Source organism: Mesorhizobium ciceri biovar biserrulae (assembly GCF_001618845.1).
In the GTDB taxonomy this organism is placed as follows: domain Bacteria; phylum Pseudomonadota; class Alphaproteobacteria; order Rhizobiales; family Rhizobiaceae; genus Mesorhizobium; species Mesorhizobium ciceri.
In genome coordinates, this window is record NZ_CP015064.1 from 787102 (window position 1) to 803379 (window position 16278).

The window sequence follows — 16278 nt, forward strand, 5'->3', positions numbered from 1 at the left end:
TTAGAAAAAACTGACGGGGAAATAGCGCAGATAAAATTCGGCGAACGTGCCTTTCATTGAAATTTCCTGCAGCGCGTAGTCGATCGCTGCGGCCAGCGCCGGATTGTCAGCCTTGGTGGCGATGGCCATGCCCGTGCCCAGATATTCGGGCGCCAGATAGGGCCCGCCGGCAAAGCGGCAGCAGCCCGCCGCGTCCGAGCCGCCCAGCCAGAAAGCCAGGCGCATGCCGTCGCCGAAGGCGGCGTCGACCTTGCCGGCCTTGAGATCGGCATACAGTTCTTCCGGCCTGTCGAAAGGGACGACCTGGACCGTGTTGAAATAGTCGCGCAGCATGCGCTCATGCGCCGAGCCTGATATCACGCCGACACGCTTGCCGTGCAATTTGTCAAAGACGGGCTCGGTCAGCGCCTTGCCCTTCGGCATGATGAAGCGCGCTGGAAACTGCAGATAGGAGCGTGAGAAGGCGTAGGTCGCGCGCGATTCCGGTGTGGCGGCGATGCCGGCGATGATCGCCTCGCCTTCGCCTTTCCGCAGTGCGCCTTCCAGCTCGGCCCAGGGCAGGGCCTGGATCTGGCATTTTTCGACAATGCCAAGCTCGGCGCAGATCGCGCGTGCCAGATCGATGTGGAAGCCGGACAGCTTTCCCGCACCGTCGAGGAAGTTGAAAGGCGGGAAGTCCGTGGTGGTGAGGAATCTCAGCCGGGGCAGCTTCGAAAGGTCTGGCTTGGGCAGCCGCTCCTTGGCATCCCACAGCACCGGAACCTGAGGCGCGGCGGCGCGCGCACCGTCGGCGAACGACAGCAACCCGATCAGCATCGCAAAGGCGAAGGACCTCCACCGGAACGCCAAGATAAAACTCCGCCACAGTCGTGCTCGCACCGGTTTTGGTACGAAAATGGTACAGGCACAATGGTTTTTGATTTCAACACGCCGATTTCAGGATATGATTTAGCCGGTTTGCAAATCAGCTTCGGTCGCCTCGATGAGAGGGAGCCACAAAATAAGTATGCGATTTGCAATCCGTGGTCGGTGGCGAAGTGTAAATCAGGCACGCATCATTGGCCGCAATGCACAAGGCAACATGGGGTTGATGTTGCGATGGGTCAGTTCGATCGCACGCTGGAATACATAGACCAACTGCAGCACGCCGCAACGGCGGCGGCGGTCTGCGAAAGGCTGCTGGGCATAACATCGGATTTCGGTCTCACCGCACTGATGGCGGGAACCGTCCCGCAGCCAGGCACGCCGGCCGGCCAGCAAAAGCAGCATGTGCTTCTCTGCGATTGGCCTGGCGAGTGGCTGGAGCGCTATGTCGCGCGCAACTATGTCGATCATGACCCGGTCGTCAGCCATATGAAACAGTTGCAGGCGCCCTTCCAGTGGCACGAAGCGTCCCAAGGCATCCGCATAGACAAGAGCAGCGGCGAGGTGATGGGCGATGCCGGCGCCTTCAAACTGCGCGATGGGTTGGCCTTTCCGCTGATCACGCTCGACGGCCAGATCGTCATGGTGTCGCTGGGCGGCGAGGCCGTGGAATTGTCCGCCGCCGAATTCGGCCAGGTGTCGCTGGTCTCGACCTACGCGGTTGGCCGCGCCATGCAACTCCACACCATGGCGAACAAGACCATCGATCATATCGTGCTGACGCCGCGCGAGCGCGAATGCCTGCAATGGGCCGCCGTCGGCAAGTCCGAATGGGAGATTTCGCAAATCCTCGGCATTTCCGAACACACCTCGGAGAAACATCTTCTTAACGCCAAAAGCAAACTAGGTGCCGTCAACAGGGTGCAGGCCGTCGCGGAAGCGATACGGCGCGGCTACATTAGTTAGGTCGGCCGTGCCGACCTGAAATCCTTGCCTACGCGATCACGCAATTTTCTCATCAAAGCACGGCCGTATCTTCCTCTGAACGCAGGAGACGGCGGAATGCTTTTTTCCCTTACAACCCAGGAATTGATGGAACGTCCCGACCTTTGGGAGGCCGTCCATCGTTTGCGCTACAAGATATTCGTCGAGGAGATGGGGTGGGATGACCTCAGGCGCCCCGATGGGCTCGAACTCGACCAGTTCGATCACGACGAGGCGGTCCATCAGATCGTCATCAGGGGCGGTGAAGTGGCGGGTTATCAGAGGATGTTGCCGACGACGCGGCCACATCTGCTGACCGAGGTCTTGACCGATCTTTCCGAAGGAACGCCGCCGTCGGGTCCAAACATCTGGGAATTGACCCGCTATGCGGTGGCTCCCGGTTTTCGCGATGGTCGTCGCGGCGTTTCGACCGTCGGCACCGAACTGATTGCCGGTTTCGTCGAGTGGGGGCTGAAGCGCGGCGTCGACAAGGTGATCATCGAGTTCGAGCCGATGTGGGTGCTGCGCGCCTTGCAACTGCATTTCCTGGCGACCCCGCTTGGCTATCAGCGCACCTATGGCAACCAGCAGGTGGTCGCCACCTTGCTGACCTTCAACGAGCACACACTCGATGTGGTGCGGTCGCGCCGCAATCATTTTGCTCCCGTGCTGGCCAGGGGATATCCCGACATGCTCGGGCAAAGGCGTGCGTCATGAGATCGGAGACAGTCATGAGCACACATCCGCAACCTGAACTTCGCAACCACACGCTGGTGGTCACCGTGTCGTCGAGTGACGGCCGGCCGGTGCTGGACAGGAGGGCCTATGAAAGCCTGGCAAGGACCTTCCATGAAGCAGCCGACAATGAGGAGGTTCGCGTCGTCGTCTTGCGCGGCCTGGCAGGCTGTTTCTGTCTGGGCGGCGACTTCTCCGAATTCCTCGACGCCACCAAGCACCAGAAACTGATCGCCGCCGTCACCGACCTGTTCCGCACGCTGGCGACGTTTCCAAAGCCCATCCTTGCCTGCGTCGATGGCGATGCCGTCGGTGTCGGCTGCACCATCCTGTTCCATTGCGACATGGTGATCGCGTCCGATGAGAGCACGTTCAGGGTGCCGTTCGTCGATTTCGGCCTGGTGCCGGATGCGGCGACCAGCATCCTGGCGCCGCAGAAGCTCGGCTACGCCGGTGCCTTCCGCTTCTTCTGCCTCGGCGACACGCTTCGCGCCGAAGATGCCAGGGCGCTCGGCCTGGTCGCGGAGATCGTGCCGGGAGGCACCGTCGAGGAGGCGGCCCTTGGTCGGGCAAGACAGCTCGTCAAGAAGCCGGTCGCCGCCCTGCTGCAGACGCGCGGCCTGCTGAAGGGGAACACCGAGGCCCTCTGCGACCGCATCGATCAGGAGATCTCGCTTTTCCAGCAGGCGCTGCAGGATGATACGACGCTGCGGCGATTGCAGCGTATCGCCAGGCTGGCGGCTTAAGCATCATGATTGCGTCGCGCGGTTCCTGCCGCGCGACGCAAAAAAGCATCAATCCTGTTTTCCCAGGAATGACGGTCCTTCGCCGATGATCTTCTTGTCTTCCTTGCCGATGATTTCGAGATCGCGCCCCTCATAGGGCAGAGACAACAGGATGCGCCGCATGACCGCCAGCCGCGCGCGCCGTTTGTCATTGGCCCGTACGATGATCCACGGCGCGAATTCCTTGTGGGTGCGCTCGAACATTGTGTCGCGCACCTTGGTGTAGTCGTCCCACTTAGTGATGCCCGCAACGTCGATGGGCGAAAACTTCCAGCTCTTCAGCGGGCTGTAGCGGCGGTCGTGGAAGCGCTCGAGCTGCGTTTCCCGGCCGATGTTCAGCCAGAATTTGAAGAAGTGAATCCCCTCGTTGGAGATCATCCGCTCGAAATGCGGCGTCTCGTCGAGAAACTGCTCGTGCTGCTGCGGCGTGCAGAAACCCATCACCGGCTCGACGCCGGCGCGATTGTACCAGGAGCGGTCGAAGGTGACGAATTCGCCTGAAGTCGGGAAATGGTCGACATAGCGCTGGTAGTACCATTGCCCCAGTTCGGTCGGGGTCGGTTTGGTCAGCGCCACGTTGCGTGCGGTGCGCGGATTGAGGTACTGGCGCACCACGAAGATCGTGCCGCCCTTGCCGGCGGCGTCGCGGCCCTCGAACAGCGCCATCACCCGTTTGCCGGTCGACTGCAGCCAGGCCTGCGCCTTGACCAACTCGATCTGCAGCTTCTCGAGCGTCTCGTCATACTCATCGCTTTTCATCTTCTTGTCGTAGGGATAGCCGCCGGCAGTCAGCTTGTTGTCCTCGACCCAGTCGGGAAGCACGGGGTTTTCGATATCGAACTCCCGCTCCTTGCCGCCGATCCTGATCTTCAGCGGCCCCGAAGTTGGCGCGGCGGGACTTTCCTTGGCTTTTTTCATCGAGACGAACCCTTTCCAGCTTCCGGACTCATGCTATGGGGAGCCTCCGGAACGGTCTAGTGGAAGTTTTTCCGCCACCGTGGACCGGGTGCGAAGGCATGGGTGCGGGCCCGCGGGCAGATGGCTGACCTGGACACAGAGCAGAGAGGCATCACGCAAACCATGGCCGCACGGCTGTGGAACAGCCGCTGGCTGCTTGCGGCCGGCGTCGTCGCGATCGTCGCCGTTTATGCCTTGGCCGGGATTTCAGCCTATATCGTCCTCGCGGCGCTGCTGTTGCTATTTGCAGCGGCAATACTGCCGGCCGGCGGCGCGCGCCAATCCACCGGCAGCGGCGCTGCCATCGAGGCCATCGGCCTGCAGCGGCTCTCGGGTGAATATCTGGCCGCCGCCGTCGCCGATCCGCTGATCATCTTCGACCGGGCTGCCACCATCGTCCATGCCAACGCCGCCGCCTTCGCCGCTTTCGGCGGCATCGCGCCAGGCATGTCGCTGTCGCTGAAATTCCGGGCGCCGGAAATGCAGGCCCTGCTGGATGGCGTGCTATCGGGCGATGTCGCCTCCGATATCGTCGACTATACGGAGAAGCTGCCGGTCGAACGGGCTTACCGGGTGAGCGTGTCCTCGGTCGGTCATGCCACCGATCTCTATGTGCTGGTGTTCAAGGACCAGAGCGAAGCACGCAGGATCGACCGCATGCGCGCCGACTTCATCGCCAATGCCAGCCACGAACTGCGCACCCCACTTGCCTCCATCGCCGGCTTTATCGAAACGCTGCGCGGGCCAGCCCGCAACGACGCGGCGGCGCGCGACCAGTTTCTGCAGATCATGCAGAGCCAGACCGGCCGCATGGCGCGTCTGATCGACGATTTGTTGTCGCTGTCGCGGCTCGAGATGAAACCCTATCTGAAGCCGGGAACCGAGGTGGACCTGCGCCAGACTGTCGACAGCGTCATCGACTCGCTCGGACCGCTGGCCAGCGAAAACGCCGTTGCCATCGAGCGGCGCTACGCCGATGGACCGCTTCATGTGCCTGGCGATCGCGATGAGCTTTTCCAGGTTTTCGAGAACCTCCTGGAAAACGCCTGCAAATATGGGCAGTCGGGTGGGCGCGTGGTTGTATCCATAGCGCATAGCGATGCCGGATCAGAGCCGGGCATCGACGTGACGATCAGGGACTTTGGCCCTGGCATTCCCGAGGAGCACATTCCGCGCATCACTGAGCGCTTCTACCGCGTCGATGTTGAGACCAGCCGGACCCAGAAAGGCACCGGCCTCGGCCTGTCGATCGTCAAGCATATCCTGACGCGCCACAACGCCCGGCTTTCGATCAAGTCCGAAGTCGGCAACGGCGCGGCATTCTCGGTTCATTTGCCGGCGCACTGATACCGCCCTAATTCAAGGGGACTGTTTCTTTTTTCTGTCATCCGGCTAGCGTATCAGCGGGGATTCGAGGAAACGACTCAAGATCAAAACACCCCGTGGGAAGGCATTTTGCCATGCAGTCCGTGCACATCGTCAGCGCTTATGACGAGGAGTTGAAATATCTGTCGAAGCGCATCGCCGCGATGGGTGGCCATGCCGAGCGCATGGTCGAACAGGCGGTCACCGCTCTCGTCAATGCCGACCCGGGCCTTGCCCAGAAGGTCATCCGCGACGATACCGTACTGGACGAGGGCCAGCGCGAAATCGACGACAAGGCGATCATCATCATTGCCAAGCGTCAGCCGATGGCGGCGGATTTGCGCGAGATAGTCGGGACCATCCGCATCTCCGCCGACCTCGAACGGGTTGGCGATCTCGCCAAGAACGTTGCCAAGCGGGTTGTCGCCGTCACCGACGGACGCCAGCCGACCAGCCTGTTCCGCGGCCTCGAGGCTCTGTCCAACCTGGCATTGACCCAGCTCAAGGAAGTGCTCGACGTCTACGCGTCCCGTTCGGTGGAGAAGATCGGCTTCGTGCGCGATCGTGACGACCAGATCGACGCCATGTACACATCGCTGTTTCGCGAATTGCTGACCTACATGATGGAAGATCCGCGCAACATCACGCCCTGCACGCATCTGCTGTTTTGCGCCAAGAACATCGAGCGTATCGGTGATCACGCCACCAACATAGCCGAGACCATCTACTACATCGTCACCGGCGATCAGTTGCCGGCTGAGCGGCCCAAGGGCGACAAGACCGACAAAATCAGCCTTTCCGAGACGCAGCCGGTGAAGTGAACGCCGCCTCTCGAACCGTCACCCGATTTACGATAAGCTTTCCGGGCTTTGCCTCTATCCTCGTCCGTGGATTTGCTCCGGGAGGTCGTGATGGAAAATGTTCGGAACCTGACCCCGGCGCCTGCGCCGATATCCGGCATTATCGCTTGCGGCGTTTACACCGCGGGCCGCCGCATCGCCGACATTCCCATCGAGGAAGCCGGCGAATGGGCAAAAAAATCCGGTCACGTCGTCTGGATCGGCCTGTTGGAGCCCGACCGTAACCTGTTGCTGCGCGTCCAGGCGCAGTTTCACCTGCATGAGCTGGCGATCGAGGATGCCGAGCACCCGCACCAGCGGCCGAAGATCGAGCAATATGGCGACGCCTTGTTCATCGTCGCCCGCACCGCGCAGCTGATCGAGGGCCGGGTCACCTTCGGCGAGACCCATTTGTTCGTCGGCTCAGGCTACATAGTCAGCGTCAGGCACGGTCCCTCGACGTCCTATGCCGCCGTTCGTCAGCACTGGGAAAGCTGCCCGCACTCGCTGGCCAAGGGCGAGGATTTCGTCCTCTATGCCATCCTCGATTTCATCGTCGACAATTACATGCCGGTGCTCGAGCAGATCGAGGACGAGGTCGAGGCGATCGAGGACAAGGTTCTGCTGAAGCCGATGACCGCTCCCGACATAGAGCGGCTCTATATGCTGCGCCGCGATCTCCTGCGCCTGCGCAATGCCGCGCTTCCGCTGGTCGAAGTCTGCCGAAGGCTGACCAGCGCCGAGCTGCCGCAGATCCACACCGCCATGCATCCGCTGTTCCGCGACGTCACCGATCACATCCGCACCGTTCAGGAGAAGATCGACAGCCTGCGCGAGGTGCTGGCATTCGCTTTCGAGGCGAGCTTGCTGGTCGGCCAGAGTCAGGAAACGGCCAACACCAAGAAGCTCGCTTCCTGGGCCGCAATCCTGGCGGTGCCGACGGCGCTCGCCGGCATTTACGGCATGAACTTCAGCGACATGCCGGAACTGAAGATGGAATACGGCTATCCGGTGGTTCTGGCCACGATCGCGCTGATCTGCGCGTTTCTGTATTGGCGGTTCAGGAAGAATGGCTGGTTGTGAAGTAGGGCAGTAGGGCAGTAGGGCAGTAGGGCAGTAGGGCAGTAGGGTGGCATTTCGTGAGCGCGACTTTCCGCGCACATACTGCCATACTGCCCTACTGCCCTATTCCCCTATTCCCTTATCTACCTGCTCCGCCGCCGCTCCGATGCCGGCTGGAATGCCACGCGGGCGTGGTACTTGCAGTAGGGACCGGTTTCGGCGGCATCGTTGCCGCAGAAATGGAAGTCCTCTGAAAGCGGATCGCCGTTCGGCCATTTGCAGGTCCGCTCGGTCAGCTCGACCAGCTGCAGATGCCGCGAGATCGGCAGCACGACATTTTCGACCGGGCGGATGTAATGGCGTGCCACGGGTTCGGCGTCGAACTGCGTCTGCAAAGCGGTCGCGCCGACCGATGTCGTGACATGGCGTGCCGTGGTTGCGGCGCGTGATACCGATTTCTGGACGGTCGATCCTTGCGCTGCCTTCTTCTGGCGTGCCGGCGTGGCGGTCGAGCGACCGCGGCCCGACAGTTTCAGCCGATGCACCTTCCCGATGACCGCATTGCGGCTGACCCCTCCAAGCTGCGCAGCAATCTGGCTTGCGCTCAGACCCTCCGACCACAGTTTTCTCAAGAGTTCTACCCGCTCGTCAGTCCAGTTCATGAGACCGCGCTCCTCTAAGCGTGCGGCAATCGGAATCCTTCTCCCGACCCGGCAACATTTGCCAGGGCAGACACCACATATATCTGGTGATTAGGTCCGCCGCACGAAATCTAGTTATTTCTCGACTACAACTACTCTATGCGCTGACTCGGTGACAAGAGTCCCAAGTGCAACACGAATCGGTTTTTTCGGTTTTCCCCAACTTGCCCGGTCGCTTATGAGCCGGCGTCCCGTCGGGGGGCTTGCCGCGCGCCACTACGCGACGTTTTCGTTGACTTCATGGCCGAAAAACAGGATAAGCCGCACAGGCCGCCGCTTTGGCGGCTTTTTTGATTTTCCGGTACCGGAGACGCATATAATGAGCGGTTCGGCGCTTTACGAGACCTTTGCTCGCGCACCCCTGGCCTTTGACCACGGGGAAGGCACATGGCTGATTACCGACAAGGGCGAGCGATATCTCGATTTCGCCGGCGGCATCGCCGTCAATTCGCTGGGCCACAGCCATCCGCACCTGGTCGCCGCACTCACCGAGCAGGCAGCCAAGCTGTGGCATGTCTCCAACCTCTACGAGATCCCCGGGCAGAGCCGGCTTGGCGAACGGCTGGCCGACGCCACCTTCGCCGACAAGGTGTTCTTCACCAATTCCGGCGCCGAGGCGCTGGAATGCGCGATCAAGACGGCGCGGCGCTACCATTTCGTCAAAGGCCATCCCGAGCGCTTCCGCATCATCACCTTCGAAGGCGCCTTCCATGGCCGCACGCTGGCGACCATCGCGGCTGGCGGCCAGTACAAGTATCTCGAGGGCTTCGGCCCCAAGGTCGAAGGTTTCGACCAGGTTGGCTTCGACGACATTGACGCCGCCGAAAAGGCGATCACGCCGGAGACGGCCGCGATCCTGATCGAGCCGGTGCAGGGCGAGGGCGGTATCCGCCCGGTGCCGACGCAGTCGCTGAAGCGGCTCAGGCAATTGTGCGAGCAGCACGGCCTGCTGTTGATCTACGACGAGGTCCAGTGCGGCATCGGCCGCACCGGCAAGCTGTTCGCACATGAATGGTCGGGTGTAACGCCCGACATCATGGCGATTGCCAAGGGTATCGGCGGCGGCTTCCCGATGGGCGCCTGCCTTGCCACGGATGAAGCGGCGGTCGGCATGACCGCCGGCGTGCATGGCACCACGTTCGGCGGCAACCCGCTTGCCATGGCGGTCGGCAACGCCGTGCTCGATGTCGTGCTGGAAGACGGCTTCCTCGAAGATGTCCAGCGCAAGGCGCTGCTGATGAAGCAGGGTCTGGCGTCGGTCGCCGACGAGTTTCCCGAAATCATCGAGGACATCAGGGGTGCCGGGCTGATGCTCGGCCTCAAATGCGCCATGCCCAACACCAAGGTGAACATGGCCTTGCGCGACCAGCACCTGTTGACGGTTCCGGCCGGCGACAACGTCATTCGCCTGTTGCCGCCGCTCACCGTCACCGACGCCGAGATCCATGACGCGCTCAACCGCATCCGCGCCGGCGCCAAGGGCCTGGCGGAGGCGATCGCTTCCGCCGCGGCGAAGTAATCCCGGAATCATTGCTGATGTCAGTTCGCCATTTCACCGATCTTTCCACCGTTTCCGAAGGCGACCTGCGCTTGATGCTGGACGACGCGGTGGTGCGAAAGGCGCGGCTCAAGGCCGGCGAGCGCACCAAACCGCTCGAAGGCAAGGTGCTGGCGATGATCTTCGACAAGCCGTCGACGCGCACGCGCGTCTCCTTCGACGTCGGCATGCGGCAGCTCGGCGGCGAGACCATCATGCTGACCGGCACCGAGATGCAGCTCGGCCGTTCCGAGACCATCGCCGACACCGCCAAGGTGCTGTCGCGCTATGTCGATGCGATCATGATCCGCACCACCTCGCATGAGCGGCTGCTGGAATTGACCGAGAACGCCACCGTGCCGGTGATCAACGGACTGACCGACGATACCCATCCCTGCCAGCTGATGGCCGATATCATGACCTTCGAGGAACATCGCGGTCCGGTAGCCGGCAAGACCATCGCCTGGACCGGCGACGGCAACAATGTGCTGCATTCCCTGCTCGAGGCCTCGGCCCGGTTCCGCTTCAACCTCAACGTCGCCGTTCCCGAAGGCAGCGAGCCGGCGCAGAAGCATATCGACTGGTCGCAGGCGCATGGCGGCAAGCTGCACTTCACCCGCTCGCCCGAGGAAGCCGTCGACCAGGCCGACTGCATCGTCACCGATTGCTGGGTGTCGATGGGCCAGGAGCATCGCGCCCGCGGCCACAATGTGTTCTCGCCCTACCAGGTCAATGCCAAGCTGATGGCGAGAGCCAAGCCGGACGCGCTGTTCATGCATTGCCTGCCGGCGCATCGCGGCGAGGAAGTGACAGACGAGGTTATCGACGGACCGCATTCGGTGGTCTTCGACGAAGCCGAGAACCGGCTCCATGCCCAGAAGGCCGTGCTTGCCTGGTGTCTAGGCGCTTGAGGTGTCTGGGCGCTTGATCCCTGGGAGCTTGATCTGCGGGCGTGTGATGCCTATTTGCGCCGCATCACGCAAATCAAGCGCGTTTCGACGCATGCGCCCCGGAGGGCGGCATGGCCGCGCCCTGGAGCTTTGTCATGTTGGAAACCTATCAAGTGACTGAACATCACCCCAAACTCGGCGAATTCGGCTATGCCGGCGACGATCACGTCGTGCCGTTCGAGGTCGGCCCTCTCGACGTGCGCGGCCGCACGGTCCAACTCGGGCCGATGCTGGACGCCATCCTCAGCCGCCACGATTATCCCGAGCCGGTCGCCCGCCTGCTGGCGGAGGCCTGTGTGCTGACCGTGCTGCTCGGCACTTCGCTGAAGTTCGAGGGCAAGTTCATCCTGCAGACCCGCACCGACGGGCCCGTCGACATGCTGGTTGCGGATTTTTCCACGCCCTCGGCGCTGCGCGCCTATGCGCGTTTCGATGCCGACCGGCTGGAAGCGCTGGTCGCGGCGGGCGAAACCTCCCAGCAGACGCTGCTCGGCAGTGGCGTGCTGGCGCTGACCATCGACCAGGGCGCCCATACGCAGCGCTATCAGGGTATCGTCCAGCTCGATGGCGAGACCCTGGAAGACGCGGCACGCACCTATTTCCGTCAGTCGGAGCAGATCCCGACGGATATCAGGCTGTCGGTGGCCAAGCTTTTGACGCCCGGTCCCGGCGGCGCCCGCGAGCAATGGCGCGCCGGCGGTATCCTGGCGCAGTTCCTGCCGCAGTCGCCCGAGCGCATGCGCGTCCCGGACCTGCCGGGCGGCGATGGCGATCCGCGTGAGGAGATCCACGATCCGGTCGACAATTCCTGGCAGGAGTTGCTGGCTCTGCTCGGCACCATCGAGCCGACCGAACTCATCGACCCGACGATCGGCGCCGAGCGGCTGCTCTACCGGCTGTTCCACGAGCATGGCGTGCGCGTCTTCGGCGGCGTTCCGGTCGCCGACCAGTGCTCGTGCTCCAGGGACAAGATCCGCGGCATCCTCGAGGGTTTTTCCGCCCAGGAGATCAAGGACAGCACCGAGGACGGCGGCATCCACGTCGCCTGCGAATTCTGTTCGAAGCAATATGATTTCGACCCGGCGGAATTCGCGGCCCAGTAGAGTAGAAACCACGCCTCACCGGTCGCTCCGCGGCCGGTGAGGCGAAATCAATTCACCGTCCGCCGCGTCCCCGGCAAGTCCAGCGAAAACGCCGGAATGGCGATGTCGAACGTCTCGCCCCGCTTGTTGCGCATCGTGTAATGCCCGACCATGATGCCGGACGGTGTCGAGAGCGGGCAACCGGACGTGTACTGGTAGCTGTCGCCGGGATTGAGTTCGGGCTGGTCGCCGACCACGCCGGGGCCGCGCACTTCCTCGACCCGGCCGGTGCCGTCGGTGATGTGCCAATAGCGCGACAGAAGCTGCACGAAATCGTCCGACTGATTGTCGATCGTTATCTGATAGCCCCAGACATAGCGGTTCTCAGAGGGATCCGAACGGTCCTCCAGATAGAACGGCCTGACCTGCACTTCGATGTTGCGCGTGACGGCGCTATACATAAGCGGCTCCAAAAAACGGTTCCAGCGGAACTTTCGGCGCTCCGTGCGGTTAGGTCAACCGATCGAAGCCTCCTCTGGCCGACCTCGCGGGCAGGTGCCGACAAAGAATGTCATTTAAGTGACATATGACAATGATGGTGTGCGCGGACTGGTGACGCGCGACTCGGGCGCTCTGTTGAACTGTTGAAACCGGCCATCTTGCGGACCGGTTTTCCTGGAGTGACCGGATCTCGATGCAACTCACTCTCATAGCCGCCACGCTTTCAACCGTCCTCATCCTCTCGAATCTCGCCAGCATCGTGCTCGCCGCGTCGCGTCTGAGACGGCGTCGCACCATTGCGCCGCCGGCCGGCAAGCCGCGGCCGGTGTCGATCGTCGTGCCGTCGCGCGGCGTCGAGCCGTTCACGCAGGAGACGCTGGAGCGCGCCTTCTCGCTCGACTGGCCGCGCTATGAGCTGATTTTCTGCGTCGCCCATGCCGACGATCCGGTGGTCAAATTGATAAACCGGACGATCGTCCGGTTTCCGAAAGTGCCGGCCCGGCTGCTTGTCGGCGACGACCGCATCAGCGCCAATCCGAAACTCAACAATTGCGTCAAGGGCTGGGAAGCGGCGCGGCACGACTGGGTCGTCCTGGCCGATTCCAACGTGCTGATGCCGAGGGACTACATCCAGCACCTGATGGCTGCCTGGCGGCCCGGCACCGGCCTTGTCTGCTCGACGCCGATCGGCTCGCGGCCGGCCGGCTTCTGGGCCGAGGTCGAATGCGCTTTCCTCAACACGCTGCAGGCGCGCTGGCAGTATGCCGGCGAGGCGCTCGGCCTCGGCTTTGCCCAGGGCAAGAGCATGCTCTGGAACAAGCCGATGCTCGACGCCAATGGCGGCATCCGCGCGCTGGCCGCCGAGATTGCCGAGGATGCCGCTGCGACCAAGCTGGTGAACAGTCTCGGCCTGCGCGTCAATCTCGTCGCCGCCCCCTTCGAGCAGCCGCTTGGCCGGCGCTCGTTTGACGACATCTGGTCGCGTCAGGCCCGTTGGGCGCGCCTGCGCCGCGTCACTTTCCCGCTGTTCTTCGCACCCGAAATCCTGACCGGCGCCGTGGTGCCGCTGGTGCTTGCGTTGCTTGCGGCGGCAAGCGCCGGCTTCAGCCTCTGGGCAACCGCCCTTGCCGTGCTGGCGGCCTTCTATCTTCCGGAGTGCGCCCTGGCCTGGTCCAAGGGCTGGTACCTGTCGCCACGCATGGTCGCCGCGATCATGGCGCGCGACCTGATCCTGCCGGCGATGTGGGGGCGCGGCTGGCTCGGCGGCGCCGTCGACTGGCGCGGCAATGCGATGACCATCGGCACCAAGACGGCCGAGCTGGAAGAGACGCCGTCCGGCGCCTGAAAGCCTCCTACCTGGCCTTCAGCGCCTGCGCGATGTCCTCGAGCAGATCGTCGGCATCCTCCAGGCCAACCGACAGCCTGAGCGTGCCCGGCCCGATGCCGAGCTCGGCGCGCGCCTCGTCGCTGAGATTCTTGTGCGTCGTCGTCGCCGGGTGGGTGATCAGGCTCTTGGCGTCACCGAGATTGTTGGAGATCAGGACGATCTCGAGCGCGTTCTGCAAGGCGAAGGCCGCCTGCTTGCCGCCCTTGACGTCCAGGCAGATCAGCGTCGAGCCGCCCGACATCTGCTTCTTGACGATGTCGGCCTGCGGATGGTCGGCGCGGCCGGGATAGATGACGCGCGCGATTTCCGGCCGTTCGGCCAGAAAATCGGCGATCCGGCCGGCACTTTCCGTCTGCTGGCGTACGCGCAGCGGCAGCGTTTCCAGGCCCTTCAGCAGCGTCCAGGCGTTGAAAGGCGAAAGGCTTGGGCCGGTATGGCGGAAATAGTCGTGCAGGTTCTCGTCGATCCACTTCTTGTCCGACAGGATGACGCCGCCGAGACAGCGCCCCTGGCCGTCTATGTGCTTGGTCGCCGAATAGACGACGACATGGGCGCCGAGCTGCAAGGGCTTCTGCTGCAGGGGCGTGGCGAAGACATTGTCGACGATCAGCCTGGCGCCGATCGAATTGGCAAGCGAAGCGACAGCGGCGATATCGACCACTTCCAGCGTCGGATTGGTCGGGCTTTCCAGGAAGAACAGCTTGGTGTTCGGCTTGACCGCCTTTTCCCAGTTGGCGATGTCGGTGCCGTCGACCAGCGTCGCCTCGATGCCGTATCTCGGCGCCAGCGTCTCGACCACCCAGCGGCAGGAGCCGAACAGCGCGCGTGCCGCCACGATATGGTCGCCGGCCTTGGCGCTGCACAGAAGGGCGGCCGTCACCGCGGCCATGCCCGACGCGGTGGCGCGCGCGTCTTCCGCACCTTCCAGCGCGCACATGCGCTTCTCGAACATGTCGACGGTCGGGTTGGCGTAGCGCGAATAGATGAAACCCGGCTCCTCGCCCTTGAAACGGGCTTCGGCGGCCTGCGCCGTTTCGTAGACATAGCCTTGGGTGAGATAGATCGCTTCTGACGTTTCGCCGAAACCGGAACGCAGCGTTCCGCTGTGCACGAGTGCCGTCTGAGGCTTCCAGTTGCGCTTCTTGGTGCTCATCGCTTTTCTTCCAGACACAAAAAAACCGGCCGCGAAAGTCGCAACCGGTCCATACGGCCTTGCGGCCCGACGGTCCTTTAGCGACTTGTTTAACGTGGCTGCAAGCCGACCGGCCAAATCACCACGGGATAACGACCCTTTAGACCCGCACCGCGCTTGCGTCAATTGCCGGCTTCATTAAGAGGTTTGTACCAAGCAGGAGTGGAGCCTTGCGGCAGACAGGCATTCTTCCCGACCAGGACATATCGGCGCTGTTCCAGTCCGGCGCGCTGAATTCGGCGCGTGCGCTCGATGCCGACCAGATCCAGCCGGCCAGCCTCGATCTCAGGCTCGGCGACAAGGCCTGGCGGGTGCGCGCCTCCTTCCTGCCCGGCCCCAATCACAAGGTCTCGGAAAAGCTCGACCGGCTGCAGCTGCACGAGATCAACCTGGCCGAGGGCGCGGTGCTGGAGACCGGCTGCGTCTATATCGTGCCCCTGCTTGAAAGCCTGGCGCTGCCGGCGGACATTTCAGCCTCGGCCAATCCGAAGAGCTCGACCGGGCGGCTCGACATCTTCACCCGCGTCATGACCGATCGCGGCCACGAGTTCGACAAGATCGCCGCCGGCTATCATGGCCCGCTCTTTCTGGAAGTCAGCCCGCGCACCTTCCCGATCGTCGTCCGCACCGGGTCGCGCCTGTCGCAGATCCGTTTCCGCATCGGCAATGCGCTGCTCTCGGAAGCCGAGTTGCACGACCTGCATCGCACGCAGATGCTGGTCGCCACCGAGCCGCCGAACATTTCCGGCGGCGGCATCGCGCTGTCGATCGACCTCAACGGCGATCAAAGCGGCTTGGTCGGCTATCGCGGCAAGCATCACACCGGCCTCGTCGATGTCGACAAGCGCGCGGCCCAGGAAGTCGTCGACTTCTGGGAACCGATCCACAAGAGCGGCGCCGGCGAACTGGTGCTCGACCCCGATGAATTCTACATCCTCGTCAGCCAGGAGGCGGTGCATGTGCCGCCGCTCTACGCCGCCGAGATGACGCCCTTCGATCCGCTGGTCGGCGAATTCCGCGTCCATTATGCCGGCTTCTTCGATCCGGGCTTCGGCCATTCCGCGTCCGGCGGCACCGGCAGCCGGGCGGTGCTGGAAGTGCGCAGCCATGAAGTGCCGTTCATCCTCGACCACGGCCAGATCGTCGGCCGGCTGGTCTACGAGCATATGCTGAAGCGGCCGCAGGCACTCTACGGCACCGATCTCGGCTCCAACTACCAGGCGCAGGGCCTGAAGCTGTCCAAGCATTTCCGCGCCGCGCGCTGACACTCATTGCCCCAAGGCAAAATACTTGCCTGTGCCGGTTCGGCATGCTTGGCTGCCTTGCCGCCCGTCAAG

16 protein-coding genes and 1 riboswitch are annotated in these 16278 nt (G+C 62.9%); of the genes, 11 read left to right on the top strand and 5 right to left on the bottom strand.

What is annotated here, in order from left to right:
• Entirely contained in the window at positions 1-849 is an 849-nt protein-coding gene (locus A4R29_RS03665; RefSeq protein WP_063170010.1) for a transporter substrate-binding domain-containing protein, read from the bottom strand.
• A 249-nt stretch (positions 850-1098) separates the two neighbouring features.
• Here A4R29_RS03665 and A4R29_RS03670 point away from each other — a divergent pair, with 249 nt between their 5' ends.
• From A4R29_RS03670 to A4R29_RS03680, 3 genes are all read left to right on the top strand, one after another.
• Entirely contained in the window at positions 1099-1830 is a 732-nt protein-coding gene (locus A4R29_RS03670; RefSeq protein WP_024503165.1) for a helix-turn-helix transcriptional regulator, read from the top strand.
• A 96-nt stretch (positions 1831-1926) separates the two neighbouring features.
• Positions 1927-2565, top strand: coding sequence for an acyl-homoserine-lactone synthase (locus tag A4R29_RS03675; protein ID WP_013533650.1), 639 nt, complete (start codon positions 1927-1929; stop codon positions 2563-2565).
• Between the two features lie 14 nt (positions 2566-2579).
• Positions 2580-3329 (top strand): enoyl-CoA hydratase-related protein, encoded by a 750-nt coding sequence (locus A4R29_RS03680; RefSeq protein WP_013533649.1) that lies wholly within the window; start codon positions 2580-2582, stop codon positions 3327-3329.
• Between the two features lie 48 nt (positions 3330-3377).
• Here the strand turns inward: A4R29_RS03680 and ppk2 are convergent, their stop codons facing one another.
• Positions 3378-4286, bottom strand: coding sequence for a polyphosphate kinase 2 (ppk2, locus tag A4R29_RS03685; protein ID WP_063171200.1), 909 nt, complete (start codon positions 4284-4286; stop codon positions 3378-3380).
• Positions 4287-4406: 120 nt separating this feature from the next.
• On the opposite strand from ppk2, the gene A4R29_RS03690 reads away from it, so the two are divergent.
• The 3 genes from A4R29_RS03690 (at position 4407) to A4R29_RS03700 (ending at position 7612) form a co-directional block, all read left to right on the top strand.
• On the top strand, positions 4407-5672 hold the full coding sequence (locus A4R29_RS03690) for an ATP-binding protein (protein WP_063171201.1): 1266 nt from the start codon (positions 4407-4409) through the stop codon (positions 5670-5672).
• Positions 5673-5785: 113 nt separating this feature from the next.
• Positions 5786-6511, top strand: a complete 726-nt coding sequence (gene phoU, locus A4R29_RS03695) for a phosphate signaling complex protein PhoU (protein WP_013533646.1) — start codon at positions 5786-5788, stop codon at positions 6509-6511.
• 90 nt (positions 6512-6601) lie between these two features.
• Entirely contained in the window at positions 6602-7612 is a 1011-nt protein-coding gene (locus tag A4R29_RS03700) for a magnesium and cobalt transport protein CorA (RefSeq protein WP_013533645.1), read from the top strand.
• Between the two features lie 122 nt (positions 7613-7734).
• Here the strand turns inward: A4R29_RS03700 and A4R29_RS03705 are convergent, their stop codons facing one another.
• Positions 7735-8253 carry a GcrA family cell cycle regulator gene (locus tag A4R29_RS03705; RefSeq protein WP_013533644.1) on the bottom strand — a complete coding sequence of 173 codons (519 nt, stop codon included), beginning with the start codon at positions 8251-8253 and terminating at the stop codon, positions 7735-7737.
• Between the two features lie 358 nt (positions 8254-8611).
• Here A4R29_RS03705 and A4R29_RS03710 point away from each other — a divergent pair, with 358 nt between their 5' ends.
• The 3 genes from A4R29_RS03710 (at position 8612) to A4R29_RS03720 (ending at position 11882) form a co-directional block, all read left to right on the top strand.
• A complete protein-coding gene (locus A4R29_RS03710) occupies positions 8612-9811 on the top strand; it encodes an aspartate aminotransferase family protein (protein ID WP_063170013.1) in 1200 nt (399 codons plus the stop codon).
• A 17-nt stretch (positions 9812-9828) separates the two neighbouring features.
• On the top strand, positions 9829-10740 hold the full coding sequence (gene argF, locus A4R29_RS03715) for an ornithine carbamoyltransferase (RefSeq protein WP_013533642.1): 912 nt from the start codon (positions 9829-9831) through the stop codon (positions 10738-10740).
• A gap of 110 nt (positions 10741-10850) precedes the next feature.
• A complete protein-coding gene (locus A4R29_RS03720) occupies positions 10851-11882 on the top strand; it encodes an Hsp33 family molecular chaperone (RefSeq protein ID WP_013533641.1) in 1032 nt (343 codons plus the stop codon).
• A 47-nt stretch (positions 11883-11929) separates the two neighbouring features.
• Here A4R29_RS03720 and apaG read toward each other — a convergent pair whose 3' ends face one another.
• The gene (gene apaG, locus A4R29_RS03725; protein WP_013533640.1) at positions 11930-12322 is read right to left on the bottom strand and encodes a Co2+/Mg2+ efflux protein ApaG; all 393 of its coding nucleotides are present in this window, start codon (positions 12320-12322) and stop codon (positions 11930-11932) included.
• 233 nt (positions 12323-12555) lie between these two features.
• Here apaG and A4R29_RS03730 point away from each other — a divergent pair, with 233 nt between their 5' ends.
• Positions 12556-13707 carry a ceramide glucosyltransferase gene (locus A4R29_RS03730; protein WP_063171202.1) on the top strand — a complete coding sequence of 384 codons (1152 nt, stop codon included), beginning with the start codon at positions 12556-12558 and terminating at the stop codon, positions 13705-13707.
• 7 nt (positions 13708-13714) lie between these two features.
• Here the strand turns inward: A4R29_RS03730 and A4R29_RS03735 are convergent, their stop codons facing one another.
• Positions 13715-14902, bottom strand: a complete 1188-nt coding sequence (locus A4R29_RS03735) for an O-succinylhomoserine sulfhydrylase (protein WP_063171203.1) — start codon at positions 14900-14902, stop codon at positions 13715-13717.
• 57 nt (positions 14903-14959) lie between these two features.
• Positions 14960-15037, bottom strand: a riboswitch (SAM riboswitch).
• A 74-nt stretch (positions 15038-15111) separates the two neighbouring features.
• Here A4R29_RS03735 and A4R29_RS03740 point away from each other — a divergent pair.
• Complete coding sequence (locus A4R29_RS03740; RefSeq protein ID WP_063171204.1) at positions 15112-16206, top strand: 2'-deoxycytidine 5'-triphosphate deaminase; 1095 nt, start codon at positions 15112-15114, stop codon at positions 16204-16206.
• Positions 16207-16278: the final 72 nt, after the last annotated feature.